This is a genomic window from Haloarcula sp. MBLA0138 (genome assembly GCF_055632455.1).
In genome coordinates, this window is the sequence record NZ_CM145746.1 from 2,629,461 (window position 1) to 2,654,742 (window position 25,282).

At 69.8% G+C, this 25,282-nt stretch carries 26 protein-coding genes; 14 read left to right on the plus strand and 12 right to left on the minus strand.

Annotated features, from left to right (window positions below):
* Window positions 1–1,248, minus strand: a complete 1,248-nt coding sequence (locus tag ACV7JO_RS14065; RefSeq protein WP_470354038.1) for an argininosuccinate synthase — start codon at window positions 1,246–1,248, stop codon at window positions 1–3.
* A gap of 341 nt (window positions 1,249–1,589) precedes the next feature.
* Here ACV7JO_RS14065 and ACV7JO_RS14070 point away from each other — a divergent pair, with 341 nt between their 5' ends.
* Together ACV7JO_RS14070 and ACV7JO_RS14075 are read left to right on the plus strand one after the other, a co-directional pair.
* Window positions 1,590–1,778: a DUF7554 family protein gene (locus ACV7JO_RS14070; RefSeq protein WP_470354039.1), complete on the plus strand. Its 189-nt coding sequence runs from the start codon at window positions 1,590–1,592 to the stop codon at window positions 1,776–1,778.
* Window positions 1,779–1,816: 38 nt separating this feature from the next.
* Complete coding sequence (locus ACV7JO_RS14075; RefSeq protein ID WP_470354040.1) at window positions 1,817–2,326, plus strand: 2'-5' RNA ligase family protein; 510 nt, start codon at window positions 1,817–1,819, stop codon at window positions 2,324–2,326.
* Window positions 2,327–2,344: 18 nt separating this feature from the next.
* On the opposite strand, the gene ACV7JO_RS14080 is transcribed toward ACV7JO_RS14075, so the two are convergent.
* Entirely contained in the window at window positions 2,345–3,244 is a 900-nt protein-coding gene (locus tag ACV7JO_RS14080) for an alkaline phosphatase family protein (RefSeq protein WP_470354041.1), read from the minus strand.
* A gap of 99 nt (window positions 3,245–3,343) precedes the next feature.
* On the opposite strand from ACV7JO_RS14080, the gene ACV7JO_RS14085 reads away from it, so the two are divergent.
* From ACV7JO_RS14085 to ACV7JO_RS14105, 5 genes are all read left to right on the plus strand, one after another.
* Complete coding sequence (locus ACV7JO_RS14085; RefSeq protein ID WP_470354042.1) at window positions 3,344–3,766, plus strand: PPC domain-containing DNA-binding protein; 423 nt, start codon at window positions 3,344–3,346, stop codon at window positions 3,764–3,766.
* On the plus strand, window positions 3,767–7,972 hold the full coding sequence (locus ACV7JO_RS14090) for a DNA-directed DNA polymerase II large subunit (protein WP_470354043.1): 4,206 nt from the start codon (window positions 3,767–3,769) through the stop codon (window positions 7,970–7,972).
* Window positions 7,973–8,087: 115 nt separating this feature from the next.
* Window positions 8,088–9,944 (plus strand): PAS domain-containing sensor histidine kinase, encoded by a 1,857-nt coding sequence (locus ACV7JO_RS14095; protein ID WP_470354044.1) that lies wholly within the window; start codon window positions 8,088–8,090, stop codon window positions 9,942–9,944.
* A gap of 2 nt (window positions 9,945–9,946) precedes the next feature.
* A complete protein-coding gene (locus ACV7JO_RS14100; protein ID WP_470354045.1) occupies window positions 9,947–10,957 on the plus strand; it encodes an ATP-binding protein in 1,011 nt (336 codons plus the stop codon).
* Window positions 10,958–11,014: 57 nt separating this feature from the next.
* A complete protein-coding gene (locus ACV7JO_RS14105) occupies window positions 11,015–11,221 on the plus strand; it encodes a hypothetical protein (protein WP_470354046.1) in 207 nt (68 codons plus the stop codon).
* 45 nt (window positions 11,222–11,266) lie between these two features.
* On the opposite strand, the gene serA is transcribed toward ACV7JO_RS14105, so the two are convergent.
* Together serA and ACV7JO_RS14115 are read right to left on the minus strand one after the other, a co-directional pair.
* The gene (serA, locus tag ACV7JO_RS14110) at window positions 11,267–12,853 is read right to left on the minus strand and encodes a phosphoglycerate dehydrogenase (protein WP_470354047.1); all 1,587 of its coding nucleotides are present in this window, start codon (window positions 12,851–12,853) and stop codon (window positions 11,267–11,269) included.
* Between the two features lie 197 nt (window positions 12,854–13,050).
* The gene (locus ACV7JO_RS14115; protein ID WP_470354048.1) at window positions 13,051–13,218 is read right to left on the minus strand and encodes a DUF7556 family protein; all 168 of its coding nucleotides are present in this window, start codon (window positions 13,216–13,218) and stop codon (window positions 13,051–13,053) included.
* Between the two features lie 217 nt (window positions 13,219–13,435).
* Here ACV7JO_RS14115 and ACV7JO_RS14120 point away from each other — a divergent pair, with 217 nt between their 5' ends.
* Complete coding sequence (locus ACV7JO_RS14120; protein ID WP_470354049.1) at window positions 13,436–14,467, plus strand: radical SAM protein; 1,032 nt, start codon at window positions 13,436–13,438, stop codon at window positions 14,465–14,467.
* 147 nt (window positions 14,468–14,614) lie between these two features.
* Window positions 14,615–15,445, plus strand: a complete 831-nt coding sequence (locus tag ACV7JO_RS14125) for a DUF1109 domain-containing protein (RefSeq protein ID WP_470354050.1) — start codon at window positions 14,615–14,617, stop codon at window positions 15,443–15,445.
* Here ACV7JO_RS14125 and ACV7JO_RS14130 read toward each other — a convergent pair.
* Window positions 15,442–15,750 carry a DUF7577 domain-containing protein gene (locus ACV7JO_RS14130; protein ID WP_470354051.1) on the minus strand — a complete coding sequence of 103 codons (309 nt, stop codon included), beginning with the start codon at window positions 15,748–15,750 and terminating at the stop codon, window positions 15,442–15,444. The two genes, ACV7JO_RS14125 and ACV7JO_RS14130, sit on opposite strands and share 4 nt — an antisense overlap.
* Before the next feature lie 110 nt (window positions 15,751–15,860).
* On the opposite strand from ACV7JO_RS14130, the gene ACV7JO_RS14135 reads away from it, so the two are divergent.
* Complete coding sequence (locus ACV7JO_RS14135; protein WP_470354052.1) at window positions 15,861–17,513, plus strand: tryptophan--tRNA ligase; 1,653 nt, start codon at window positions 15,861–15,863, stop codon at window positions 17,511–17,513.
* Between the two features lie 33 nt (window positions 17,514–17,546).
* Here the strand turns inward: ACV7JO_RS14135 and ACV7JO_RS14140 are convergent, their stop codons facing one another.
* Window positions 17,547–18,782: a DUF2238 domain-containing protein gene (locus ACV7JO_RS14140; protein WP_470354053.1), complete on the minus strand. Its 1,236-nt coding sequence runs from the start codon at window positions 18,780–18,782 to the stop codon at window positions 17,547–17,549.
* Window positions 18,783–19,068: 286 nt separating this feature from the next.
* Between ACV7JO_RS14140 and ACV7JO_RS14145 the strand changes: the two genes are divergently transcribed.
* On the plus strand, window positions 19,069–19,227 hold the full coding sequence (locus ACV7JO_RS14145) for a ribbon-helix-helix protein, CopG family (RefSeq protein WP_470354054.1): 159 nt from the start codon (window positions 19,069–19,071) through the stop codon (window positions 19,225–19,227).
* Between the two features lie 371 nt (window positions 19,228–19,598).
* Here ACV7JO_RS14145 and ACV7JO_RS14150 read toward each other — a convergent pair whose 3' ends face one another.
* A complete protein-coding gene (locus ACV7JO_RS14150; protein ID WP_470354055.1) occupies window positions 19,599–20,285 on the minus strand; it encodes a hypothetical protein in 687 nt (228 codons plus the stop codon).
* An 85-nt stretch (window positions 20,286–20,370) separates the two neighbouring features.
* On the opposite strand from ACV7JO_RS14150, the gene ACV7JO_RS14155 reads away from it, so the two are divergent.
* From ACV7JO_RS14155 to queC, 3 genes are read left to right on the plus strand one after another with little or no spacing between them, the layout of a single operon-like run.
* Window positions 20,371–20,817 (plus strand): 6-pyruvoyl trahydropterin synthase family protein, encoded by a 447-nt coding sequence (locus tag ACV7JO_RS14155; protein ID WP_470354056.1) that lies wholly within the window; start codon window positions 20,371–20,373, stop codon window positions 20,815–20,817.
* Window positions 20,817–21,599, plus strand: coding sequence for a 7-carboxy-7-deazaguanine synthase QueE (locus tag ACV7JO_RS14160; RefSeq protein ID WP_470354057.1), 783 nt, complete (start codon window positions 20,817–20,819; stop codon window positions 21,597–21,599). Before ACV7JO_RS14155 ends, ACV7JO_RS14160 begins: the two co-directional genes overlap by 1 nt.
* 5 nt (window positions 21,600–21,604) lie before the next feature.
* Entirely contained in the window at window positions 21,605–22,303 is a 699-nt protein-coding gene (gene queC, locus ACV7JO_RS14165; RefSeq protein ID WP_470354058.1) for a 7-cyano-7-deazaguanine synthase QueC, read from the plus strand.
* 6 nt (window positions 22,304–22,309) lie between these two features.
* On the opposite strand, the gene ACV7JO_RS14170 is transcribed toward queC, so the two are convergent.
* The 5 genes from ACV7JO_RS14170 to ACV7JO_RS14190 all read right to left on the minus strand — a co-directional run bounded on the left by ACV7JO_RS14170 (window position 22,310) and on the right by ACV7JO_RS14190 (window position 25,251).
* Window positions 22,310–22,693 carry a methylglyoxal synthase gene (locus ACV7JO_RS14170; protein WP_470354059.1) on the minus strand — a complete coding sequence of 128 codons (384 nt, stop codon included), beginning with the start codon at window positions 22,691–22,693 and terminating at the stop codon, window positions 22,310–22,312.
* Window positions 22,694–22,735: 42 nt separating this feature from the next.
* On the minus strand, window positions 22,736–23,035 hold the full coding sequence (locus tag ACV7JO_RS14175; RefSeq protein ID WP_470354060.1) for a HalOD1 output domain-containing protein: 300 nt from the start codon (window positions 23,033–23,035) through the stop codon (window positions 22,736–22,738).
* A 97-nt stretch (window positions 23,036–23,132) separates the two neighbouring features.
* Window positions 23,133–23,792 (minus strand): helix-turn-helix domain-containing protein, encoded by a 660-nt coding sequence (locus ACV7JO_RS14180; RefSeq protein WP_470354061.1) that lies wholly within the window; start codon window positions 23,790–23,792, stop codon window positions 23,133–23,135.
* Between the two features lie 174 nt (window positions 23,793–23,966).
* Window positions 23,967–24,671, minus strand: coding sequence for a carbonic anhydrase (locus tag ACV7JO_RS14185; protein WP_470354062.1), 705 nt, complete (start codon window positions 24,669–24,671; stop codon window positions 23,967–23,969).
* A 106-nt stretch (window positions 24,672–24,777) separates the two neighbouring features.
* Window positions 24,778–25,251 (minus strand): deoxyuridine 5'-triphosphate nucleotidohydrolase, encoded by a 474-nt coding sequence (locus tag ACV7JO_RS14190; protein ID WP_470354063.1) that lies wholly within the window; start codon window positions 25,249–25,251, stop codon window positions 24,778–24,780.
* Between the last annotated feature and the right edge of the window lie 31 nt (window positions 25,252–25,282).

Below are 25,282 nucleotides of genomic sequence, written 5' to 3' on the forward strand. Positions count from 1 at the left end.
TCACTCCTCCGCGTCCCCGTCGCCGCCGTCGGTCACGACGGCGCTCTGTTTGGCGTCGTCGAGGATGCGGTTGGCGAGGCGGGACTGGAAGCCGTGGTACTTGGCGACGCCGGTGGCGTCCTGCTGAGTGATGCCGCCGGTGATGTCCTCCTCGTCGAAGGAGGCGGCGGACTCGCTGTAGACCGCGTAGTCCGATTCCCGGGAGACGGCGCGGCAGTGTCCGCCTTCGAGTTTCACGGTGACCGAGCCGGTGACGCGCTCGTTGGTGTCGTCGACGAAGGCCTCGAGCGCGCTCACCAGCGGCGCGTCGACGAGTCCCTCGTAGGCCTTCTGGGACCACTGCTGGTCGACCTGCGCTTTGAACGCGCGTTCCTCTTGGGTGAGGACCAGCCCCTCCAGTGCCTCGTGGGCGGTCAGCAGGACGGTCGCGGCCGGGTGTTCGTAGTTCTCCCGGACCTTCAGACCGAGCATGCGGTCCTCCATCATGTCCGTCCGGCCGATGCCGTGGGCCCCCGCCTGCGCGTTCAGCGTCTCGATGAGTTCGACCGCGTCCAGCGCCTCGCCGTCGAGGGCGACGGGGACGCCCGCCTCGAACTCGACTTCGACGAGTTCGGAGGCCTTGTCCGAGGGGTTCTCGGTCCACTTGTAGATGTCGTCCTCGGGAATCGTGCTCGGGTCCTCCAGTTCCGACCCCTCGATGGAGCGGCTCCAGAGGTTCGTGTCGATGGAGTAGCGGCCGCCGTCGCCGCCCTCGACCGGCAGGCCCTTCTCTTGAGCGTACTCGTTTTCCCACTCGCGGGTCAGGCCGAGTTCGCGCACCGGCGCGATGACCTCGAGGTCGGAGTCGCGCCAGATGGCCTCGAAGCGCAGTTGGTCGTTGCCCTTGCCGGTACAGCCGTGGGCGACGGCCGCACAGCCCTCCTCCTCGGCGACTTCGAGGATGGCCTTGGCGATGACCGGGCGCGCGAGCGCGGTGCCGAGCGGGTAGCCCTGATAGTCGGCGTTGGCCTTGACGGCCTGCAGACAGAGGTCCGCGAACTCCGCTTTCGCGTCGACGACGTACTGCTCGACGCCCAGCGCCTCGGCGGTCTCCTCGGCCTCCTCGAACTCGTAGTCCGGCTGGCCGACGTCGACGGTGACGCCGACGACCTCGTCGTAGCCGTACTCCTCTTTCAGCAGCGATACGCAGACTGTCGTGTCGAGCCCGCCGGAGAAGGCGAGCGCGACGGTTCCGTTGCCGTCTGTCATGGGTGTGGTGTGGGTGGGTTCCGTGGTGTGACTGTCGGTTTTCGGTTACGCCGGACAGCCGACCGGCGACGCTTGAGGACGAGACGAACCGTGAGTCGAAGTGTGGATAGTAGTGGGCCTAGCGGAGGCCCGGTCGTCGGGGTCGGCGTCGGGGAGTAAAACGAACGGACCCCTCGCTGGCGGCCGCGGGCGCGCCGGCGGTGTGGGTCCGCGTCATGTACCCGTGACTACAGCCAGTCGGTTACTAATAGCTTCCGTGTTCGTCGAGGTGTGTGTCGGCGTCTCACTGGCGTGTCGGCCGGGCCACAAACCTCATGCCCGTTCCGGGCGACCGGTCGGACATGGACCGCGCGGAACTCGACGTGGATACCCTGCTGAAAATCGTCCTCGTCCTCGTCGTCGTCTGGATAGCGCTGGAAGTCGTCGGCGAGGTGCTGGGGCTGTTCGCCGCGCTGTTGGGGCCGCTCCAGCCCCTGCTGGGCCTCGTGCTCGTCGTCCTCATCGTCCTCTGGCTGACCGACCGGCTGTAAGCACACGGTTTTTGGCCGCCGGTCGCGTCGGAACGGACGTGTACAGCCTGAACGTCCCCGTCCCCTCGGCGGTCGCCAGAGTGGCCAGCGAACTGGCCCGGGACCTCCCGCGGGCGGACCCGCGAGCGCGCGGGACGCACACGCTCGTCGTGAAACGGCTCGGGAGCGGCGACGCCGGCGCGTACGCCCGCATCGAGTCGCGGGTCCGCGAGGCTCTGCGCGGGACCGAGCCCTTCGACGTTCGCGTGACCGGCGTGGACTGCTTCGAGACGGCCGAGACCGGCACCTCGCCGGTGGCGTACCTCGCCGTCGAGAGCGCCGGCCTCCGCCGGCTCCACGACCGCCTCTGCGAGCGGTTCGACCCGGTCGCGGGGCTGGAGGGCGACGACTACGTCCCCCACGTCACCGTCGCCCGCGGCGGGAGCCTGTCGGCGGCGCGGCGGCTCCGCGAGCGCGAGGTCGATGCCCGCTCGTGGACCGTCGAGGCCGTCGAGTGTTACGACGCCGAGCGGACGCAGTCGGTGAGCCGGATTTCGCTCCCGGCCTGACGGGGCGCGAGCGCGGCGCTACTGCAGGTAGCCCAGTTGGCGCAGTTGCTCGTCGACGGCCGCCTCGTCCGCGTCGGCCTGCTCGACGGCCGGCTCGGCGACGATGTCGGGACGGTCGCCGTCCTCGTGGACGAGCCACGGGACCTTCGTCAACACGTCGTGGTAGATGCCGTGGGGGTGCATGTAGTCCCGGAAGGGAAGCGGGCGGTGGCGCTCGCCCAGCATCTCGCCGTGGTCGCCGGTGACGACGGTCTTGCCGGGCCGCTCGTCGAGGAGGGCGGCGGCCTCGTCGAGCGCCAAGTCGAGGTTCTCGCGGTAGGCCGTCCGGAGGGTCTCGCGGTCGAACTCGCCGCGGCGCTTGCGCTCGCTGATGTCCGAGCGGATGACCACGCCGTCGAGGCGCTCGCGCCCGGTCGCACCCAGATAGGGGGTGTGGGGCTGGAGGTAGTGGACGAGCAGGCGCTTGTTCGGGTACCGGGCGGCGACCTCGCGGGCCTTCTCGGTGACCGTCTCGGGCCGGACCGTCCCCGTCTCGGGGTCCTGATACTCCTCGTCGGTCAGGACGAACCGGTCGTGGACGGTGTAGTCGGCGTCGGTCTTGAGATACCACGAGTTGGCGCTGACGACGACCGTGTCGAGCAGTTCCTTCCCGCGGAGGTTCCCGCGGACGAACTCGTTGGTGCTGGCACCGCGGGACCGGCGGTGTTCGAGGCGACCGGGAAGCTCCGAGCGGGCGGCGAACTCGTCGTAGCGGCAGGCGTCCAACACGACGAGCGTGTCCCAGTCCTCCGCGAACACGTCGACCCCGTCGGTGTTGTAGTCGCGGCTCCGCAGCCGCCGGTGGTAGAGGACGTTCAGCTCGCGCCCGAACTTGTAGGGGTGGCGCAGGCCGTCCCGGAGGTCGGCGAGGCTGTACACGTCTGGCTGTCCCGACAGGCGCGGGTAAATGTGTATCGCTTGGCGCGCGGCCGGGGGTCACCAGCACGCTTTTGACCGCACCGACCGTCCCGTTCGGATATGGATTACCGCGAGGTCGAGAGTACCCGCGAGTTCGTCTGCCGACTGGACCACGGCGGCGACTGGCGCGACCAGATAGAGTCCTTCGCCGCGGCCCGGGATGTCGACGCCGCCTTCTTCTACGGTCTCGGCGCGGTGCAGGACGCCGAAGTCTGGTTCTACGACCAGGACCGAACGGAGTACGACGCCGTCACCTTCGACGAACCGCTGGAGGTCGCGGCCTGCATGGGCAACGTCTCGTGGCTGGACGGCGAGCGGTTCGCCCACACCCACGCCGTCCTCTCCCGGCCCGACGGCGAGGCGCTCGCGGGGCACCTCGACGCCGGCACCGTCTGGGCCGGCGAACTGTACCTGCGGGCGTTCGACACGACGCTGGAGCGGACCCACGACGAGCCCACCGACCTCGACCTCTGGGAGCTATAGATGCGCGAGGCCGACGAGCGCTACTTCGAGTCGCTGGAGGCGGACCTCGAAGCCGCGTTCGAGGTGGCCGAAACCGCCAAGCGACGCGGCGGCGACCCCGAGCCCGAGGTGGAGATTCCGACCGCGCGGGACATGGCCGACCGCGTCGAGAACATCCTCGGCATCGAGGGGGTCGCAAAGCGGGTGCGGGAACTCGAAGGCGAGATGTCCCGCGAGGAGGCGGCCCTCGAACTGGTCGACGACTTCGTCGACGGCAGCGTCGGCGACTACGACACCCGCGCGGGCAAAGTCGAGGGCGCGGTCCGGACCGCCGTCGCCCTGCTGACCGAGGGCGTGGTCGCCGCCCCCATCGAGGGTATCGACCGGGTCGAACTGCTGGAGAACGACGACGGGACGGAGTTCATCAACGTCTACTACGCCGGCCCGATACGCTCCGCCGGCGGTACCGCACAGGCCCTCTCGGTGCTGGTCGCCGACTACGCCCGCGCCCTGCTCGACATCGACCAGTACCGGGCCCGCGACGAGGAAATCGGCCGCTACGCCGAGGAAGTCGACCTCTACGACAAGGACACCGGCCTCCAGTACTCCCCGAAGGAGAAGGAGACGAAGTTCATCGCCGAGCACATGCCCATCATGCTCGACGGCGAGGCGACCGGCGACGAGGAGGTGTCGGGCTACCGGGACCTCGAACGCGTCGACTCGAACTCCCCGCGGGGCGGGATGTGTCTCGTCCTCGCGGAGGGCATCGCGTTGAAGGCCCCGAAGATTCAGCGCTACACCCGGAACCTCGACGAGGTCGACTGGCCGTGGCTGCAGGACCTCATCGACGGCACCATCGGCGAGAGCGAGACCGACCACGGGGAGGCCTCGGACGACGCGGGCGACGACGCCGCGAGCGACGGGGACGGCGACGGTACGGACGGCGACGCCGCGGACGCCGAGGAGAGCGACGGGCCGTCGGGACCGCCCCGCGTCGACCCCGCCAAGAAGTACCTCCGGGACCTCATCGCGGGCCGCCCCGTGTTCTCCCACCCGTCGAAGGACGGGGGCTTTCGACTGCGCTACGGCCGGGCGCGAAACCACGGGTTCGCCACCGCCGGCGTCCACCCGGCGACGATGCATCTGGTCGACGACTTCCTCGCCACCGGCACGCAGATAAAGACCGAGCGCCCCGGGAAAGCCGCCGGCGTCGTCCCGGTCGACACCATCGAGGGGCCGACGGTCAGGCTCGCCAACGGCGACGTGCGCCGCATCGACGACCCCGCGGAGGCCTTGGAAGTGCGCAACGGCGTCGAGAAGATACTCGACTTGGGCGAGTATCTGGTCAACTACGGGGAGTTCGTCGAGAACAACCACCCGCTCGCGCCGGCCTCCTACACCGTCGAGTGGTGGGAGCAGGACCTCGACGCGGCCGGCGCGGACGTACAGGCGATGCGTGACTCCCCGCGCGTCGACCTCGCGGACCCGAGCGCCGCCCGAGCGCTGGAGTGGGCCACGGAGTACGACGCCCCGTTGCACCCGAAGTACACCTACCTCTGGCACGACGTGAGCGTCGAGCGGATGGGGGCGCTGGCCGACGCCGTCGAGGCCGCCGAGGTGGCGACGACCGACGGCGCGATGGTCGAGCGCGACGCCGACGCCGACGGCGACCTCCACCTCCCCCGCACCGACGCCGTCCGCGAGACGCTGGAGCGCCTGCTCGTCGAGCACACACAGACCGACGACGCGCTCGTCGTCCCGGACTGGCTCCCGCTGGTCCGGACGCTGGGCTTCTCGCGGTCGCTCGAACGCGACTGGACGCTCGCGGACCTCTCCGAGCGGGCGCGGACGTACGGCTCGGCGACGGCGACGGACGCCATCGGGATGGTGCCGGACGACGGGAGCGACGCCACGAACGACGACGGTCCCGACGAGGGCATCAACGCCGTCGAGGCCGTCAACGAGGTCGCTCCCTTCGCGGTCCGGGAGCGCGCTCCGACCCGCGTCGGCAACCGGATGGGCCGCCCGGAGAAGTCCGAGCGACGGGACCTCTCGCCGGCGGTCCACACGCTCTTTCCCATCGGCGAGGCGGGCGGCCCACAGCGGGACGTGGCCGAGGCCGCCGCCCACGCCGACTCGATGAGCGACACCCCGGGTCGCGTCGAGGCCGAGGTGGCCCGCCGGCGGTGTCCCGACTGCGGCACCGAGACCCACGAGGCCCGCTGTCCGGACTGCGACGCCCTCGCCGAGACGGTGTACGTCTGCCCGGACTGCGAGCGGGAGGTCGATCCCGACGAGTCCGGCCGCGCGGAGTGTGCCCGCTGTGAGACGCTGGCCCGGCCGACCCAGTACACCGAACTGGACGTGCAGGCGACCTACCGCGAGGCCATGCGGGCGGTCGGGGAGCGCGAGACGGCCTTCGATACGCTGAAAGCCGTCAAGGGGCTCTCCTCCGAGGAGAAACTGCCCGAGCCGATGGAGAAAGGCGTCCTCCGGGCGAAACACGGCGTCTCGTCGTTCAAGGACGGCACCGTCCGCTACGACATGACCGACCTGCCGGTCACCGCCGTCCGGCCGTCCGAACTGGACGTGACCGCCGACCGCCTGCGCCATCTGGGCTACGAGACGGACATCCACGGCGAGCCGCTGCGCCACGAGGACCAACTGGTCGAACTGAAGGTACAGGACATCGTCCTCTCGGACGGCGCGGCCGAGCACATGCTCAAGACCGCCGCCTTCGTCGACGACCTGCTGGAGCAGTACTACGGGCTGGACCGGTTCTACGAGTTCGACGACCGCGATGACCTCGTCGGCGAACTCGTCTTCGGGATGGCTCCTCACACCAGCGCGGCGACGGTCGGCAGAGTCATCGGATTCACGACGGCCGCGGTCGGGTACGCGCATCCGTACTTTCACGCCGCGAAACGGCGGAATTGCTTCCACCCGGAGATGTGTCTCTGGTCTCGCGACGGGGACGGGGAGTGGGGGTACGACACCATCGAAGAATTGGTCGAGTCGCGCCTCGACGACCCCCGCGAAGACGACTTCGGAACGCTGACGCAGGAACTGGACGGCAACCTCGCGGTCCAGTCACTCGGAGAAGACGGTCCCTGCCGAAAGCCCGTCGAAGCCGTCTCGAAACACCCCGCCCCGGACCACCTCGTCCGCGTCGAAGCCGGCGGGCGGACGCTCCGGGTGACGCCCGACCACACGATGCTCCGCGTCGGGGCAAACGGTGTCGAGGAAGTCTCCGCGCGCGAACTCGACGAAGGCGACGAACTACCGGCCTACGACGGCGGTGCGACCACGACAATGACCGAAGTGGGCGGGACGGCCCCAGTCGCTGACGGGGCGGGCGTCCCGACCGACGCGGTGACCGCCGTCGAGTACGTCGAAAGCGATGTCGAGTCCGTCTACTGTCTCACCGTCGCCGACACCCACCGAGTCGCCGTCGAGGGTACCTACGTCGGCCAGTGCGACGGCGACGAGGACTGCGTGATGTTGCTGATGGACGGCCTGCTCAACTTCAGCAAGTCCTACCTCCCCGACAAGCGCGGCGGCCAGATGGACGCCCCCCTCGTGATGTCCTCGCGTATCGACCCCAGCGAGATAGACGACGAGGCCCACAACATGGACATCATGGACGCCTACCCCCGCGAGTTCTACGAGGCCACCCGCGAACTGGCCGACCCCGCCGAGGTGGAGGACGTGATGACCATCGCGGAGGAGACGCTGGGGACCGACCGGGAGTACACCGGCTTCCGGCACACCCACGACACGTCGAACATCGCCGCCGGGCCGGACCTCTCGGCGTACAAGACGCTGGGGTCGATGGAGGACAAGATGGACGCCCAACTGTCCATCTCCCGGAAACTGCGGGCCGTCGTCGAGTCCGACGTGGCCGAGCGCATCATCGAGTACCACTTCCTGCCGGACCTCATCGGCAACCTCCGGGCCTTCTCCAGACAGGAGGTGCGGTGTCTGGACTGCGGGGAGTCCTACCGGCGGATGCCGCTGTCGGGCGACTGCCGGGAGTGTGGCGGCCGGGTGAACCTCACCGTCCACGAGGGGTCGGTGACGAAGTACATCGACACGGCCATCCGCGTCGCCGACGAGTTCGGGGCCCGCGAGTACACGAAACAGCGCTTGGAGATTCTGGAGCGCTCCATCGAGTCCGTCTTCGAGAACGACAACAACAAGCAGTCCGGCATCGCCGACTTCATGTGACACCGGACCGCGACGAACCAGTTCGTCGGAACACTTAAAACGACGGGGTGTTCCCAATCTCCCGGGAACCCGCCGGCTAGTATATTACCGACCCTGAGATAGAAGGCAGCAACAGATGCACCAGCGCGTGCTCGTCGTCGACGGCACCGTCGACGAGGATTTCTACAAACGAACACTCGAACCCGCCTACGACACCGCTTTCGCCGCGTCGGTCCGGCAGGCGGTCGAAGGGCTCGCCCGCGACACCGCGGTCGTTCTCGACCGCGCGCCCGCCGGTCTGCTGTTCCGGGAACTGCGGGCGGAACTGGCACCGCGGTGGGAGGACTGCCGCGTCGTCGCCGTCGGCGAGGGGCCTCCCGGGGACGTGCCCCCGTCGCTGTGCGACGAGTGGCTCCAGCGCCCGCTCGACCCGACAGCCGTTCGCGCCAGCGTCGAGCGCGCCGGGTGCGCACCGACCGGAGTCACACGGGCGTCGGCCGCCGCGCGGTCAGACGGCGGACAGACGGCCTACGAGGACCGGACGGGCGAGGACGGCGTCGGTCCGTGGAAGTTCCGCGAGGCCGTCGAGAGCGCCGGCCACGGCGTGTTGTTCACCGACGACGCGGGCGTCATCGAGTACGTCAACCCCGCCTTCGAGGCCCAGACCGGGTACGACGCCAGCGAGGTCGTCGGGAACACCCCGCGGGTCCTCAACTCCGGCTATCACGACGCGGCGTTCTACGAGGACCTCTGGGAGACCATAACCGCCGGCGAGGTGTGGCAGGGCGAACTGGTGAACGAACGCGCCGACGGCAGCACCTACGTCGTCGAACAGACCATCGCGCCGCTGTCGGGCGAGGACGGCCCGGCCGGCTACGTCGCCATCAACACCGACATCAGCGAGAAGCGGGAGCGCGAGCGGAAGATAAGTGCGCTCCACGAGGCGACGCTGGACCTGCTCAGCGTCGACTCGCCGGTCGCGGTCGCCCGGGAGGTCGGAGACGCCATCGGCTCCATCCTCGATTTCCGTATCAACGTCGTCCGGATGCTCCGGGACGGAAAGCTCCGGCCGGTCCACGTCGACGACGGGGCCGAGGCGCTGCTGTCCGAGCGCCCGGTCTACGAGGTCGGTGAGGGTCTCGCCGGCGAGGCGTTCGCGTCCCGCAGCGCCAGCGTCTACGGCGACGTCACCGACCACCCTGACGGCGACGAACTGGCTCCGGTCCGGTCGTGGCTCTACGTCCCCATCGACGGCTACGGCGTCGTCAGCGTCGGCGAGACCGTCCCCGACGCCTTCGACGAGACGGACCTGACCCTCGTCAAGATACTCGCCAACCACGCCGAGGTGGCGCTCCAGCGTCTCGACCGGGAGCGGGAACTCGAACGGGAGAACGCCCGACTCGAACGGTTCGCCTCGACGCTGAGCCACGACCTGCGGAACCCGCTCCAAGTCGCCGAGGGGTGTCTCACCCGCTTCCCCGACGACGAGCGGGTCGCCGACCTGCGGCGGGCCCACGCCCGGATGGAGGAGGTCATCGAGGGCGTGCTGACGCTCACCCGCGGCGGCGACCGGGTAGAGGAGCCCGAACCGGTCGATATCGAGCGACTGGCCCGGGAGTGCTGGCGACACGTCAGTTCGGGGTCGGCCGAGTTGGTCGTCGCGGAGCCGTTCACCGTCGCCGGCGACGACACCCGGCTCAAACACCTCTTCGAGAACCTGTTTCGCAACGCTGTCACCCACGGCGAGGCGTCGACGGTCACCGTCGGCCCCTCGGACGACGGGCTCTACGTCGCCGACGACGGTGTCGGCATCCCCGAGGACGAACGCGAGAAGGTGTTGGAGACGGACTTCACGACCAGCGAGGACGGCACTGGACTCGGTCTCGCCATCGTCGAGGAGATAGCCCGGGCCCACGAGTGGGACGTGACGGTGACCGAGAGCGAGGCCGGCGGCGCTCGCTTCGAGTTCACCGCCGCCGGCGACCCGTACTGAGAATGTCCGGGGCGACGACCGAGCGGTTCGACGGGCTGTTCGAGCACACGACCGACGCGGCGGCCGTCGTCGCCGTCGCCGACGGTGACCGGCTGGTCGAGCGCGTGAACCCGGCGTTCGTCGAGGCGTTCGGGTACGACCCGGCGGAGATACGCGGGGAGTCGCTGGCCGCGTACGTCGTCCCGGACGGGTGGGACGCCGGCGCGGCCCAGTCCACGGAACGGGGCGGGGAGTGGAGCGTCGTCGTCCGGGAGACGACCGACGGACTCCGGCGGTTCCGCCACCGCGAGGTGGCGCTGTCCGGCGACCGTCGCTTGATGCTGTACGCCGACGCCACCGACGCCGCACGGCTCGAACAACACCAGCGCGTCCTCCACCGAGTCCTGCGGCACAACCTCCGGAACAAACTCGTCCCGCTGCTCGACGGCGCGGAGACGCTGTCGACCGAACTGTCCGGCGACCTCGGCGACCGGGCGGCGGTGATGGCCGCCGCGGCCCGGGACCTCGCGGCGCTCAGCGAGACGGCCGGGAAAGTCGAGTACGTCCTCGAATCGCACGACAACACCGAGCCGACGACGGACCTCGGGCAACACCTCGCGTCGATAGCCGCCGAGTACGACGACGGCGTCGACCTGACCGTCGAGGGGCCGGACCACCTGCTGGTGGCGGCCGACGAGCGGGTCGCCGTCGCCGTCGCGCAACTGGTCGAGAACGGCATCGAACACAACGACGGACAGCCGACCCTCACGGTGTCGCTGTCGACGGCGGGGTCAGAGGCGCTCGTCGAAGTCGTCGACGACGGGCCGGGCCTTCCGGCCAACGAGCGCGCGGTCGTCTTCGGCGAGCGACCGATACGCCAACTCCAGCACAGCACCGGCCTCGGCCTGTGGCTCGCCAAGTGGGTCGTCGAGCGGTACGGCGGCCGACTGACTCACGAGCGCCGCGATGGGGAGACGCGGCTCCGTCTCAGCTTCCCGCTTGTGGCGGACCCCGTTGCCGGCGCGGACGCGTGACGGACGCGTGACGGCCGTCCGACGGGTGTTTTTGACGGCGGCCACCGAGATACGCCCATGGCAACCACTCCCACCCCAGTGGCGACGCCCCCGGTGGCCGCCGGCGCACCCCCCGTGGTCGACGGGCTGACGCCGACCGCGGTCTACCGGTTCCGGATAACGCTCTTGCGCCACCGCATCGCGGCCCTCCAGCAGGCGCTGGAGTCCGAACGGCGACGCCGGCAGGCCGTCGTCGACCGCTACGAGCGGCTCCTCGACCAGTAGCCGCGACGAGAACGGAACCGGCGAGAACGGAACCGGCGGCCCGCGCTACTCGTCGCCCAGCGCGACGTAGGTCGTCTGGATGAGTCGGTCGTCGCCGGTCAGGCGGTCGAGCACCTCGCCGGTCGGGGCTTCGTCGAGGTTGTACACCGACAGCGCCTCGCCGCCGATGGTCTCGCGGCCGTTGAACATCCCGGCGATGTTGATGTCGGACTCGCCAAGCACTGTCCCGATGAAGCCGATGGTGCCGGGTTCGTCGCGGTTGCGGACCACGAGCATGTGGCCGTGGGGGACCGCCTCGATGCGGTGGTCGTCGATGCGGACGATGCGGGGCTCGTCGCCGCCGAACTGGGTTCCACAGACCGAGACGGACTCCTCGCCGTCGGAGACGGTGACGGTGATGAGGCTCTGGTAGTCCTCGGCCGTGCTGGTCTTGGACTCGGTTACGTCGATGCCGCGCTCCTCGGCGATGCGGGGCGCGTTGACCGCGTTGACCTGCATGTCCGAGGGGGCGAACACGCCCTTGAGCGCGGAGGCGGTGACGTAGTCGACGTCCTCTTGGGAGATGTCGCCGGCGTAGGTGACCTCGACGGAGCTCATGTGGCCGTCGAACAGCTGGACGGCGATGCGGCCGGCCGTGTCGGCCAGTTCGAGGTAGGGCTCGACGCGATCGAACGTGGCGTCGTCGAGCGACGGGGCGTTGAGTGCGTTGGCGACGGGTTCGCCGTTGAACGCGGCGACCACTTGGTCGGCCGTGGAGGTGGCGACGTTCTCCTGTGCGGCCTCGGTCGACGCGCCCAGATGCGGCGTGACGATGACGTCCTCGACGCCCAGCAGGGGGCTGTCCTCGGGCAGGGGCTCCTCGCCGAAGACGTCCAGCGCCGCGCCCTTGAGGACGCCGTCCTCGACGGCCTCGGCCAGCGCGGCCTCGTCGATGATGCCGCCGCGGGCGCAGTTGACGACGTAGCCGCCTTCCAGTTGGGCGAGTTCCGCCTCGCCGATCATGTCCTCGGTCTCGGGTGTCAGGGGCGTGTGGATGGTGACGAAGTCGGCCGCGGCGAGGCAGTCGTCGAGTTCGTCGACCAGTTCCGCGCCGAACTGCTTGGCGCGCTCCTCGCTGATGTAGGGGTCGAAGGTGACGATGTCCATGCCGAGGTTGCCCAGTCGCTTGGCGACCTCTTGGCCGACGCGGCCGAAGCCGACGACGCCCAGCGTCTTGTTGTTGACCTCGGTGCCGAGGAACTCGCCTTTGGCCCACTCGCCGGCCTTCAGGCGGTCGTGGGCCTGCGGGATGGAGCGGGCGGTGGCGAAGGCCATGGCGACGGAGTGTTCGGCGGCGGCCCGGACGTTGCCGTCGGGGGCGTTGGCGACGATGACGCCGTGTTCGGTGGCGGCCTCGATGTCGATGTTGTCGACGCCGATGCCGGCCCGGCCGACGATGACGAGGTCGGGGGCCGCCTCGAAGACGGCGTCGTCGACCTCGGTGCCCGAGCGGACGACGAGCGCGTTCGCGTCCGACACCGCGTCGAGCAGCGCGTCGCCCTCGACGTCGTAGGCTGTCTCGACCTCGTGGCCCGCCTCGCGGAGCCGTTCGAGGCCCGCGTCGGCGATGGGGTCCGTGACGAGTACCTTCATACCGGACCGAACTTACCGGGGCGCAATAACGCTTGTTTTCTCGCCCGCGAGAGCCGCGCCACGCCGTCCCGGGCGTTCTGCCACGGGCTGTCGAGGCGACACCGCATCGGGCGGAACGAGCGCGATACCGACGGCGCACCCGCTATCGGTTCGAGCGACGAGACGTGTGCCCCGTCCCCGGGGCCGAGACCGGACCGTTACCGCCAGGCCGGGAGCGACGCGGCGTCCGCGAGCGGGACTGTCAGATAGGCGTCGTCCCGCGAGATGTCGGCGACGACCAGCGTGTCGGTCTGACCTTCCTCGACGGACGCCATGACCTCCGCGTCCGCAGCCATCTCCACTGGGGCAACCGTGTCCGGCTCCATGCATGTCAATATGTAACACCCACATATAAACGTAGCGAAATCGGCGGACGGTATCGGTGTCTGCGTCTGCCGAGCGTCCGACAACTGTCATCTGAATGTCGATAGTTGCCCGACCAGCGCCCGTCGAGTGGCCGCGAGCGAGCGCTACGCGAACGCGTCCCACGGGCGCGCAGGTCCGCACGCTTTTTGCCGCTGGACGCGGTTGGTTGGGTACACGATGATATCTGAGGGGTGCGAGCAGTGCGCCAAAGGCGGCAAGATGGTGCTGTTCGTCTACGGCTACTGCGACCAGCGGGACTGCTTTTACTGCCCCCTCGGTGAGAACCGCAAGAACGTCACCCAGATGTACGCCAACGAGCGTCCCGTCGAGGACGACAGCGACGTCATCGAGGAGGCAAAGCGCATGAGTGCGCTGGGGTCGTCCATCACGGGCGGGGAACCCCAAGAGGCGCTCGACCGGACCTGCCACTACATCGAACTGCTGAAAGACGAGTTCGGCGAGGACCACCACATCCACCTCTACACCGGCATCACCGGCGGCCGGGAGAACATGCGCCGGCTGGCCGAAGCCGGCCTCGACGAGATCCGCTTCCACCCGCCGCTGGAGTTGTGGGGCGACATGCACGGCACCGAGTGGGAGGACATCCTCTACATCGCCCGCGAGGAAGGGCTGACCCCCGCGTTCGAGATTCCCGGTATCCGCGCCGAGACGGAGTTTCTGGACTTCTTGGACGAGGGTGCGGCGGACTTCTGTAACATCAACGAGTTCGAGATGTCCGACGGCAACTACCGCCGGATGCAGGAGGAAGGGTTCGAACTGAAGGAGGACCACATGAGCGCCGTCGAGGGGTCCCACGACATTCTGGAGACGATGGGCGACCACGAGAAGGTGTACTTCTGTACGAGCGTCTTCAAGGACGCCGCCCAGCACCGCTCGCGGCTCAAGCGGATGGCCCGCAACATCCGCCGTCAGTTCGACGAAGTGACCGAAGACGGCACGCTCGTCTACGGGAAGGCGTGGGTGAGCGAGGCCCGCCTCGCCGAACTGGGCGTCCCCGAGGAGTACTTCGCCGTCAAGTCCGACCACGTCGAACTCGCGTGGTGGCTCCTAGAGGAGATGGTCGCCGACGGCGACGTGCCCGAGGGCGAAATCGTCGAGCAGTATCCGACCTACGACGGCACCGTCGTCGAGCGGACGCCGGTGGCCGGCGGCCCGGACGCCGGTGGGCAGGCGGCAGCGGGCGACTGAACGGGCAGTGAGGGTTCGACGGGGACTGAGCGACCGCAAGTAGCCGCCGGGCCGGACGCCCCGGCGACCGCCACGCCGCCGGTCAAACGCCGCCCGGACCCTACAGAAAGTTGATACGCCGGGCGGGTGAGATGCCGCGTACCCTCCATGGACTACGACATCGACAGCGGAACCCTGCTGTACGCGCTGGGTATCGCCTTCGCCGCGGCCGCCCTGCTGTATTTCATCCGCGACGTGGTGTTCGGGCTCTCGATAACGGTGAAAGCCGCGCTCCTGTTGGGGGCGTTCGCGGCCTTCTTCGTCGCCGGACTGGCGATAGAACGCGACGTGTTGGACATCGTCGCCTTCGCGCTCTCGGGCGTGACCTACCTCGTGTTCGTCTGGTACGTCGCCGACCGCTACCGGCCGGCCGAGACGGGCGTGTTCGTCCTGCTGGCGCTGTCGGCGGCGCTGTTCGTCGGCCTCGGCTACGGCCTCCGGGAGGGCGACCTCTCGCTCTCGCCGCGGACCACGCGGTACGGGCTGGTTGCCCTGCTGCTCGTCGGGACGGCGCTGGTCGGCGTCGACGCGGCCACCGGCGGCGTCACCTACGACGTCTCGACCGTCGACACTGTCGACGTGACCGCGCCCGAGCGGGCCAACGAGGAGCGCGGCGTCGTCCCCGTCGAGGCCGAGGTGGGCAGCGTCACGGCGACCAACGCCGACGTCTTCACGAACGCGCTGAACACCCCCGACTTCGAGGCCTGTCTGGTCGGGACCGAACTGGACACCGGGTACGCCAGCGTCCAGTACGAGCCCTCCCAGTACGAGCAGCCCCGGACCATCGCCGGCGGGGAGACCCAGCAGTTCCGTCTCGTCTCCCGGCTCCCGGTCGACGTGAACGCGACCCAGCCCCAGACCTACGCCGTCGAGCGGGGCACCGACTGCACGGTCGAGCGCGACCGGCCGACGCTGCTGGTCGGCGTCCGCGCGGACTAACCGTCGGCGAGCGCGCCGAGACACGCCCGACAGTACGCGGCGTCGGCGCTGTTTGCCGTCCCGCAGTTCTCGCAGGTCGTCGTCCCGTCGGCAGCCGAGTCCGCCGTCGCCGCCGTGACCGCCGCGGGGTCGACGGTCCACGCGCCCTCCTCGTCGTCGGCCCGCCGGCGGGCGCGTTCGAGGAGTTCGTCGTCCCGCATGGCCGCCAGCCCGCGCCACAGCAGGAGAAACAGCGCGGTGGGCGCGACGACGACGAACAGACCGGTCAGGAGCCGGACCGCCAGTTCGACCCGTCCGAGTGCCATGTGTTCACGACGGGCGCGACGCCCGAGAACCCTTCGCCGTGGAAGCGAACCCTTTTTGCGCCGACCAGCGCCAACATCGGGTAGATTGGCTCGCTGCCAGTCGGTTCGCTATGACCGGTGACGACACCACCCGCGACACCGAGGTATCGCCCGACGACCACAGCCACGCGTCGGGCGCGGACTGGCGCGAGCGGGTCGCCGACGGCGACCGAAAGCGCGACCGCCCGGCCCCCCGCACCGACGGCGGCGTCGACAGCGGCGTCGACGACGTGGTGTTGGACCCGTGGGGCTCCTCGACGGTGGCGGACTACCGGAAGCTGTTCGAGCAGTTCGGCATCGAGGCCTTCGACGAGGTGCTTCCGGAGGTTCCCGACCCCCACTACCTGATGCGCCGCGGCGTCATCTTCGGGCACCGCGACTACCGCGCCGTCGCCGAGGCGATGCGGGCGGGCGACCCCTTCGCCGCGCTGTCGGGGTTCATGCCGACCGGCGACCCCCACATCGGCCACAAACTGGTCTTCGACGAGGTGATCTGGCACCAGCAACAGGGCGGGGACGCCTACGCGCTCATCGCCGACCTCGAAGCCCACAGCGCGCGGGGCCTCTCGTGGGCCGAGATAGACGAGCACGCGACGAACTACGTCCTCTCGCTGCTGGCGCTGGGGTTCGACCCCGAGGACGGGACGCTCTACCGCCAGTCCGACAACCGCGAGGTGCAGGACCTCGCGTTCGAACTCGGGGCCGAGGCGAACTTCTCGGAGCTACAGGCCATCTACGACTTCGACGGCGAGACCGACGTCTCGCACATGCAGTCGGTCGTCACGCAGATGGCCGACATCCTCTACCCGCAACTGGAGGGCCCGAAGCCGACGGTCATCCCCGTCGGGCCGGACCAAGACCCCCACATGCGGCTGGCCCGGGACCTCGCTGCCCGGACCCGCTACTTCGGCGTCACCGAGGCGTTCGCCAGCTTCGAGGCCGACGCGGCCGAGCGCCCCCTCCTCCGGCAGGCCTACGACGCCCGCGCGGAGTACGCCGCGGACGCCGACCGGCCCCGGTGTGGCGAGGCCGCTGACTGGCTGCGCGAGCACCGCCCCGCGCCCGCCGACGCCCGGGCCGCGGTCGTCGAGAAACTCGACAACGCCGGGAAAGAGCCCCTCCGGCCGCGCACGCGAATCTTCGACCGCAACGCCACCGACGACGCCTTCGACGCACTCGTCGAGGCCGTCGAGGGCGAGAAGCGCGTCTACGACGAGCACGTCGACGCCTTCGAGTTGGACCGCGGGGCCGCCGAGGAACTGGCCCGCGAGGTGGAACTCGACAACGGCGGCTACGGCTTCCTGCCGCCGACCTCCATCTACCACCGCTTCATGACCGGCCTCACCGGCGGGAAGATGTCCTCCTCGGTTCCGGCCTCGCACATCTCCCTGCTCGACGACCCCGAGGACGGCTACGACAAGGTGAAATCGGCCACGACCGGCGGCCGTTCGACCGCCGAGGAGCAACGCGAGAAAGGCGGGAAGGCCGACGAGTGTCCCGTCTACGAGCTGTACGCCTACCTGCTGGCCGGCGACGACGACGACCTCGCGACGGAGGTCTACGAGGAGTGCGTCGGCGGCGAGCGCCTCTGTGGGGGCTGCAAGGAGCAGGCCGCCGAGCTGATGGCCGCGTTCCTCGAAGACCACCAAGAGAAACGCGCGGAGTGGGAAGACAGGCTCGACGAACTGGACATCGACCTCGACTCGGCCCGCAAGCGCGCCTGAGACGGCCGCCCGCGCCGCTGTCTCTCGGTTCCGTCACTCTCGGCGGTCGGCGAGGACGCCGACGCGGTCGACGAGATGCGCCGACAGCCGCTCGAACTGGGCGCTCGCGGCGACCGCGACGACCACCGCGCCGACAGCGTTGAACACGAGGTCGTTGACGATGTCGCCGGTCCCGTACTGCGCGAGGACGGCCTCGCCCCCGACCAGCGACGCGAGGCCACCGCTGGCGAACTCCAGTAGCTCCCACGCCACGCCGACCGCGAGGACGAACAACACGACGAACGCCGACCGGAACGCCCGGTTGAACGTCACCGCGTGCGTGTGCCGCTCGACCGCCCGGGCCACGACGTACCCGGCACCGGCGACCAGCGTCGCCGAGAGGGTGTGCGTGAGGCTGTCGTACCAGCCGACCCACTGGTAGAGCCCGACAGCGCCGACGGCGTGTAGCGTCGCCGCCAGCGTCACCCACGCCGCGAGGCCCGTATCCATCGCGTACCCCGCGTCCCGGCGCAACAGCGCCGGCAGGAGCGTGACCGCGAGCGCGCCGAGGCCGTTGACGACCAGCGTCGCGTTGCCCCGGACCACCGCGACGGCGGCGATGACGGCGAGCAGCCCCTGCATCGCTCGGACCGCCAGCCGGTGGTGACGGGCCTCGCCCGGCAGGGCCGTGCCGGCCACCGCGTCGGTCCGCGGCCGGCCGGCGAGCCCGCCCAGTGTGTCGACCCGGTCCGACCGGGCGAGATACAGTTCGAAGACGACCCCGGCGACGAGTCCGGCCCCGGTCGCGGCCACGAGGTCCCACATCAACTCCTGTTTGGTCCCGACGAAGGCCGTCCCGACAACGGCATCGGCGGCGAAGCTCCCGACCGTCCAGACGGCGGCACACGCCATCGTCGACACGACGACGAACACGACCGCGAACCGGGGCGTCATCGACAGCGAAGTGAACGCGTCCAGTTCGAGCGCGACCAGCACCGCGACGCCGGCGGTGGCGAGAAACGGCGTCACCGTCGGGGCCACGCCGGCGGCCCTGACCGCCACCGGGACGGCGATGCCAGCGAGCAGTTCCCCCGGGACGGTCACGGCCGGTGTCCCGACGCGGAGCGGGACGACCGCGGCCGTGGCCGCGAGCAGCAGGGCCAGCGCCGCCCAGTCGGGCTCGCCGGTCCGGAGGAACTGCCCGCTCGCGGCGACGAGTACGCCCGTCGCGAGCCACGCCGCCGTGGCGTCGGCCCGGCGCGCGGTCAGCAGCGGCTGGAGGGATGCCATCGTCGGCATCCAGCCCGCCGAGGGGTAAAACCCTACCGACGACCGGGCACGCTCGGGCCACGCGGGGGGTCGAAAGTCGTTCGACGCCGCCGACTACGTGACGATGGTCGGCCCCATCCGCGAACTCGCCGCCGAGACGGGATACCGCGTCGACGAGGTCGGCTACGCGCTGTTCGCCTACGACGCGGACGTACGGGAGGGACGGCTCCACTGAGCGCCGTCACGCGAGCGGCCGACGGCCGTCTGACGAGGATATATCTCCGTCGACGACGCAGGTTCAGGTCCGATGGACGAAGCGTATCTCGACCTCGAGGCGGTCGAACTCGAACTCGACGAGGAGCTGCTGGCGGCGGTCGACGAGAAGGCCTTCGCGGACCACCGTGACAACCGCGAGGCCGCTATCCGGGACCTGCTAGACGAGTGGCTGAAGGCCCGAGAGGAGTGACCACGCCCGGCGCGTCGGTCCGCGAAATCATAACTATCGGGACAGTTCTGAACGGATAGGATTCCCGGAGTAGGGGCCGTTTCGTCCGGCATCGACCTATCGAAGAATTCACTCGGTTCGAAAGTAACATATTTCGTAGGTTATTTATCCTCTGACGAAATGGATACTGATGGCAGGCGGAACGGTCCGTAACCGACTGTCGGTTACCGACTCTCGGCGTACCTACAAGCCCCATGCCATCGCCGGTCTTTGGAGTCTGAGACCGCCGACCCACCTGCCGTCGTCAGTCAGTTTGCACCAACTCGGCCGCCCTCTGTGCCGGGGCGGCCACCCCATTCGACGACCGTAGAGTTGCTACCACGGAGCGGTCGCTACGTGTCGTACGCGTCGGCCGCGTCGGCTTTCGCCGCCGGAACGACCTCCCGTTCCGCCGCCCGCATCGACCGGAGCGCCTCGTCGGTGAACTCCACGTCCAGCGACGGCAACGCTCTCGCCAGCCCGCCCAGTACCTCGCCCGGGTCGACGCGGAACTCGAACCGGAAGGCGTCGCGCTCGGCCTGCAGCGGTGTGCTGAACTCGAAGTGCTCCTCGACGATGCCAGTGGCCCGCTCGCGGTCGTAGGCCTCGACGACCGCCGGCCAGAACTCGTCGGCGTCGGCCGCGACCAGCGGCGCGAGGTCCTCGCCCAAGCGCCGCTGGCGGTCGACCAGCGACTCGCGGACGGCCTCGCGTCGCGCCCCGCGCACGTCGTCCCGGAGCGCGTTCCAGTAGATATCCCGCGCGAGTACCTCGTCGGCGTAGTCGTCGAACGGCACCGTCGGGTCGGCGGCGTAGTCCAGTACCGCCGCTATCTGGTCGCGGAAGGTCCGTTGGTACTCCCGGAGCTTCGGCCGGACGACGTGGCGCTCGACGGGGCGGCTGTTCTCGAGGAGCTTACTCGCCACGCGGCCGCCGCCCGACTCCCGCAGCGCGGCCCCCACGTCGAACGCCGCGTACGTCTCCTCGACGAACGCCGAGAGGTAGGTGTCGAACCCGGCCTCGACAGCGCGCCTAGTCACGTCCGTCCAGTGGGACCGAACCGACCTATCGTTTGTGGGGACCCCGGTCCACACGGCTTAAGTATTCGTACAGTCATCTCGGAGTATGACACAGAGAATACAGCCTGCGGACGCGGTCGCGGCGGCCGGCGAGCGCGACCTCGTCGTCGGCGGCGACCGCCCCATCCGCATCTCCGCCGGCCACCGGCTCATGCACCACGACGGGAAGTGCTCGCGCCCGCACGGGCACAACTACGCGGTGACGGTGCGGGTCACCGGCGAACTGACCGACGAGGGGTGGGTCGTCGACAAGGGGACGGTGACCGACGCCGTCGAGGCGTGGGACCACCGCTTCCTGCTTGAGGACGGCGACCCGTTGGTCGAGGCCTTCGCCGACAGCGGCGACGGCGACGCCGTCGTCGTGCTCGACCACCCGCCGACGGCCGAGGTGATGGCCGCCGTCTTGGAGCGGCGACTCGCCGACTGCCTCCCGGAGACAGTCTCCGACGTGGCGGTCTCCGTCCGGGAGACCGACGAACTCCGTGCCCGCTGATGCCGGTCGCCAGCGACGCCGACGGCCTCGCCGACGCGGTGCCGGCCGACGCGGAAGCGGACGGCGCGCTCCCGGTCAACGAGCTGTTTCGCTCGCTGCAGGGCGAGGGGCGACTCGCCGGCGTCCCCTCGGTGTTCGTCCGGACGAGCGGCTGTAACCTCCGGTGTTGGTTCTGTGACTCCTACCACACCTCGTGGGAGCCGACCGGCGACTGGTACGGGGTCGAGGCCATCGTCGACGCCGTCGCCGACCACGACGCCGACCACGTCGTCCTCACGGGCGGCGAGCCGCTGGTCCACGAGGGCAGCGTCGCCTTGCTCGAACGGCTGGCCGACCGGGGGTACCACACCACCGTCGAGACCAACGGCACCGTCTTCCGGGACGCCCCCATCGACCTCGCCAGCGTCAGCCCGAAACTCGCCTCCAGCACGCCCACGGCCGAGCGCGACCCCAAGGGCGACGGCGAGTGGGCCGACCGCCACGACGACCGGCGTCTCGACGTCGAGACGCTGGCGGCGCTGGCCGACGCCTACGAGACGCAACTGAAGTTCGTCGTCACCGGCCCCGAGGACCTGCCCGAAATCGAGTCGCTCGTGGCCGCCGTGCGGGACGCGGCCGAGACGGCGGTCCCGGACGACGCCGTCCTCCTGATGCCGGAGGGGACGACCCGCGAGGAACTGGCACGGACCCGCGAGACGGTCGCGGACCTCGCGGTGGAACACGGCTACCGCTACACGCCCCGGTTGCACGTCGACCTCTGGAACGACGCGCCGGGCACCTGAGACACATGACAGACGACGACCGCGCTGTCGTCCTCGCCTCCGGCGGGATGGACAGCGCCACGGCGGCCTACGAGGCACAGTCCCGCGGGTACGACGACCTGTACCTGCTGCACACCAGCTACGGCCAGAACACCGAACAGCGCGAGCACGAGTGCGCGCGGGCGCTCGCCGACCATGTCGACGCGGCGGACTTCTGTCGCGTCGAGACGAGCCACCTCCGGCAGGTCGGGGGCTCGTCGCTGACCGACGACGGGATGGCCGTCGCCGACGCCGAGCCCGACGGCGACGACGTTCCCGACACCTACGTCCCGTTCCGGAACGCCAATCTGCTGTCGATGGCCGTCTCGTACGCCGAGGCCGCCGACGCGGCGGCGGTGTTCATCGGCGCGCACAGCGAGGACTTCTCGGGGTATCCGGACTGCCGGCCGGCCTTCTTCGAGGCGTTCCAGCGCGTCGTCGACGCGGGGACCCGCCCCGACACCGAGATAACCCTCGAAGCGCCCTTCGTCGAGTGGTCCAAGACCGACATCGCCGAGCGCGGGCTGGAACTGGGCGTCCCCTACGCCGACACGTGGAGCTGTTACCGCAGCGACGCGCCGGCCTGTGGGACCTGCGACGCCTGCGCCTTCCGGCTGGCGGCGTTCCAGCGGCTGGGCGAGCGAGACCCCATCGACTACGAGACGCGGCCGGACCACGCCGACTGAGCCGTCTCAGTCGTCGTCGCGGTCGGCGGCCAGCCCGTCCAGCACGTACTCCGCCGAGGTCCGCGTGGTCGCAAGCGGCACGTCGTGGACGTCACAGATGCGTAACAGGGCGGCGATGTCGGGCTCGTGGGGCTGTGCGGTCAGGGGGTCCCGGAGGAAGACGACGGCGTCCAGTCGGTCCTCGGCGACCATCGCCCCTATCTGGGCGTCACCGCCCAACGGCCCGCTGCGCTGGCGGTCGACCGCCAGCCCGGTCTCCTCGGTGATTCGCTCGCCGGTCGTCCCCGTCCCGACGAGGTCGAACCCCGAGAGCAGCCCCTCGTAGCTCTCGACGAGGTCTATCATCTCGGGCTTCTCGTCGTCGTGGGCGATGAGCGCGACGCGGGTCATACCCGTCACTGACGGGCGGGCTCGACAAAGGTCGTGCGGTCGTCACGCCACGTCGACGGTCCCGTCGGCGTAAACCGTCACGTCGTGGCCCTCGACGGCGAAGCTGACCGCGTCCTCGTCTCCGTCGCCGACGACTGCCCGGAGCGCGTCGGGGTCAACGTAGGCGGTGATGTCGTCGACGACCTCGGGGGTGAGGTCGGTCGCGGCGACGACGGCGTCGGTGACGACCGCGTCGGCGGGTTCGGGACTGACCCACGACTCGCCCTCGCCTTCGTCCGCGGCCCCGTCGCCGGCCGCGCCGTCGTCCCGTATCATGTAGACACGCTCCTCGTCGGAAGTCATGTCTCACGATAGGCCGGGGGCTGGTATAACAACTCGTGGGCGGTTTCACAACGTGAAAGAACCGCCCGGTCGCCCTCGGGCGATTGCCCGTGCCGTTTCACTCGGTGTCGGTGCCGACCAGCGGTCGCTCCGGGGACGCGAGCGTGTTGGCGACGAGCGTCCGGGTCCCGCGCCGGAGCCGCTCGGAGGCCGCCTGACTGGAGATGTCGATGTCGGCGGCCAGTTCCGACAGCGACGTCTCGCGCGGAACGGTGAAGTAGCCGCGGCTGAGCGCGAGCAACAGGACCTCCCGCTGGGGCTCCGTGACGCCGTACTGGGGGTCAAGTTCCCCCGAAGCGTCGAGCGTCTGGATGTCGATGTCGAGCCCGTCGTCGGTCATCGACTCCCGGAAGGTCAGAAGCGCGCTCTTGTCGCGGAACCGCGCCCGGACGGTCCAGACGGAGTCGGTCTGTGCGGCCCCGAGGAGGAACCCGTCGGCGACCAGCAACCCCTCGTGGAGGGCACCCAGCGGTTCGTCGTCGGTGTAGACAGCGAACCAGTTGCCGTCGGCCTCCGGCGCGACGTGGACGATGTCTCTGACACTGCCGACGCCGTCGAGGACCCGCTCGACGGAGTCCCGGTCCGCGGGTCCGACCCAGACGACCGCGCGGTAGCCGGCGTCGACCGGCGTGAGTTGCTGTAAACGGACGGCGGCGCTGTCGAGCGCGGCGGTGACGCCACCGAACGACCCTGCATCAACGTGAAATTCAACTATCATATCTCTCGGTCGGGTGGGACCGGCATAAACCCCGGTACGACAGCCGTCCGACGCGGTACCGGTGTTGGCGGGAAGCGGTCGGAAGGGCTGTCAGAGGCACGGTCCTCGCTTCTCTCTCCCCCAACACCGATTGATATTAAATAGCTACGCTACTTGAATATATGCCCTGCTTTATCAAGCGTCGCTCGGGTCCACGCCGGTCCAGTGGCGTTCGACCCGGTCGGCCAGTTCGGGGTGGTCGTCGGCGACGGCGTCCGGTTCGCGCTCGCCGTCGACGTTGACCACGGTCACGCGCCCGCGCGGCCCGTCGTAAACGCCGTGGAGGTCGTAGACGAGGCCGACGACCGTCGTCCCGTCGGGCACGTCGTCGCTGGCCCGGAGGTGGGCGACCTGTCGGTCGACGTTCGCCTCGACGAGGTGGTTGACCGCCGCCGCGTCGTCGAGGCCGTCGGGCAGCGCGTCGTAGGCGTCCCCGAGGTCCGCGGCCAGCAGGTCGACGCAGGCCTCGATACCGGCCGGTTCGTCGCCGCCTTCGCCCGACAGCGCGTGGTAGGTCGCCGTGACGGCCCCACAGCCAGTGTGGCCGACGACGACGGCTGTCTCGGTCCCCGCGTGGACGAGCGGGTAGAGCACGTCCCCGGAGACGGCCGGACCGTCGTCGGTCAGTTGGCGGACGCGGTTGCCGATGTTCCCGACCGAGAACAGGTCGCCGGGGTGGTCGTTGTCCCACATCTCGTCCTGTAACACCCGCGAGTCCGAACAGCAGACGGTGACGGCGTCGGGGTCCTGTCCGTCGCCGTGGCCCACGAGGCGGTCGTCGAACGTCGCGGCGTGGTCGGCGTTGCGCGCGAGCAACTCGGTGACAGTGTCGAGCGACATACCGGTGTCAACACGCCGGGGTCCCTAATGCGTTACTTCGTGGGACGGCCGTCGCGGCCATCGGCGGCCGACGACTTACCGACCGCGCGGTCGCGCGCGGACCGCGTCACTCGCTCCGGTCGACGTTCTCGCCCTGATAGCTCCCGTCGTAGTTCCCCTCGTGGTCGGCCTCGGCGAGTACGAACTGCGCGATTCGAGCGCCCTGCTCCAGTTCGATTGGGTGGTGGACCTGTAGCAGCCCCTCCCCGCGCCCCTCGTAGCCGGCGTCCCAGACGGCGGTGTTCAGCATACACGAGTTGCGCAGCAGCGACGACCGCGGGTAGATGAAGCCGATGTGACCCTCCGGGACGGCGACTCGGTCGGCGTACGTGACGACGTAGCCGCCGGGGTCGAGGCGGTAGACGCCGCCGTCGGGGTTGAGTTCCCGGCGTTGGCCGACGGTCTTGCCGCCGCGCTCGATGCGGCCCGGCTCGACCTGCTCGGCGACGGCCCCGAGCGTCAGGTCGACGCCGTTTGGCTGTACCTGCCCGTCGCGGAGGTCGCCGAGGTGGTCGGCGACGTATCGTCCGCTCTCGAACATACCTGTCCCCGCGCCCGCCGACGTGAAGTCC

Bases quoted from the DNA above. Each gene is read 5' to 3' on its own strand.
- serA (WP_470354047.1), bottom strand. From the start codon at position 12,853: ATGAAGGTACTCGTCACGGACCCCATCGCCGACGCGGGCCTCGAACGG.
- ACV7JO_RS14065 (WP_470354038.1), bottom strand. From the start codon at position 1,248: ATGACAGACGGCAACGGAACCGTCGCGCTCGCCTTCTCCGGCGGGCTC.
- ACV7JO_RS14070 (WP_470354039.1), top strand. From the start codon at position 1,590: ATGGACCGCGCGGAACTCGACGTGGATACCCTGCTGAAAATCGTCCTC.
- ACV7JO_RS14175 (WP_470354060.1), bottom strand. From the start codon at position 23,035: ATGACTTCCGACGAGGAGCGTGTCTACATGATACGGGACGACGGCGCG.
- ACV7JO_RS14180 (WP_470354061.1), bottom strand. From the start codon at position 23,792: ATGATAGTTGAATTTCACGTTGATGCAGGGTCGTTCGGTGGCGTCACC.
- ACV7JO_RS14100 (WP_470354045.1), top strand. From the start codon at position 9,947: ATGTCCGGGGCGACGACCGAGCGGTTCGACGGGCTGTTCGAGCACACG.
- ACV7JO_RS14095 (WP_470354044.1), top strand. From the start codon at position 8,088: ATGCACCAGCGCGTGCTCGTCGTCGACGGCACCGTCGACGAGGATTTC.
- ACV7JO_RS14125 (WP_470354050.1), top strand. From the start codon at position 14,615: ATGGACTACGACATCGACAGCGGAACCCTGCTGTACGCGCTGGGTATC.
- queC (WP_470354058.1), top strand. From the start codon at position 21,605: ATGACAGACGACGACCGCGCTGTCGTCCTCGCCTCCGGCGGGATGGAC.
- ACV7JO_RS14190 (WP_470354063.1), bottom strand. From the start codon at position 25,251: ATGTTCGAGAGCGGACGATACGTCGCCGACCACCTCGGCGACCTCCGC.
- ACV7JO_RS14130 (WP_470354051.1), bottom strand. From the start codon at position 15,750: ATGGCACTCGGACGGGTCGAACTGGCGGTCCGGCTCCTGACCGGTCTG.
- ACV7JO_RS14140 (WP_470354053.1), bottom strand. From the start codon at position 18,782: ATGGCATCCCTCCAGCCGCTGCTGACCGCGCGCCGGGCCGACGCCACG.
- ACV7JO_RS14170 (WP_470354059.1), bottom strand. From the start codon at position 22,693: ATGACCCGCGTCGCGCTCATCGCCCACGACGACGAGAAGCCCGAGATG.
- ACV7JO_RS14160 (WP_470354057.1), top strand. From the start codon at position 20,817: ATGCCGGTCGCCAGCGACGCCGACGGCCTCGCCGACGCGGTGCCGGCC.
- ACV7JO_RS14115 (WP_470354048.1), bottom strand. From the start codon at position 13,218: ATGGAGCCGGACACGGTTGCCCCAGTGGAGATGGCTGCGGACGCGGAG.
- ACV7JO_RS14145 (WP_470354054.1), top strand. From the start codon at position 19,069: ATGGACGAAGCGTATCTCGACCTCGAGGCGGTCGAACTCGAACTCGAC.
- ACV7JO_RS14185 (WP_470354062.1), bottom strand. From the start codon at position 24,671: ATGTCGCTCGACACTGTCACCGAGTTGCTCGCGCGCAACGCCGACCAC.
- ACV7JO_RS14105 (WP_470354046.1), top strand. From the start codon at position 11,015: ATGGCAACCACTCCCACCCCAGTGGCGACGCCCCCGGTGGCCGCCGGC.
- ACV7JO_RS14135 (WP_470354052.1), top strand. From the start codon at position 15,861: ATGACCGGTGACGACACCACCCGCGACACCGAGGTATCGCCCGACGAC.
- ACV7JO_RS14155 (WP_470354056.1), top strand. From the start codon at position 20,371: ATGACACAGAGAATACAGCCTGCGGACGCGGTCGCGGCGGCCGGCGAG.
- ACV7JO_RS14120 (WP_470354049.1), top strand. From the start codon at position 13,436: ATGATATCTGAGGGGTGCGAGCAGTGCGCCAAAGGCGGCAAGATGGTG.
- ACV7JO_RS14085 (WP_470354042.1), top strand. From the start codon at position 3,344: ATGGATTACCGCGAGGTCGAGAGTACCCGCGAGTTCGTCTGCCGACTG.
- ACV7JO_RS14090 (WP_470354043.1), top strand. From the start codon at position 3,767: ATGCGCGAGGCCGACGAGCGCTACTTCGAGTCGCTGGAGGCGGACCTC.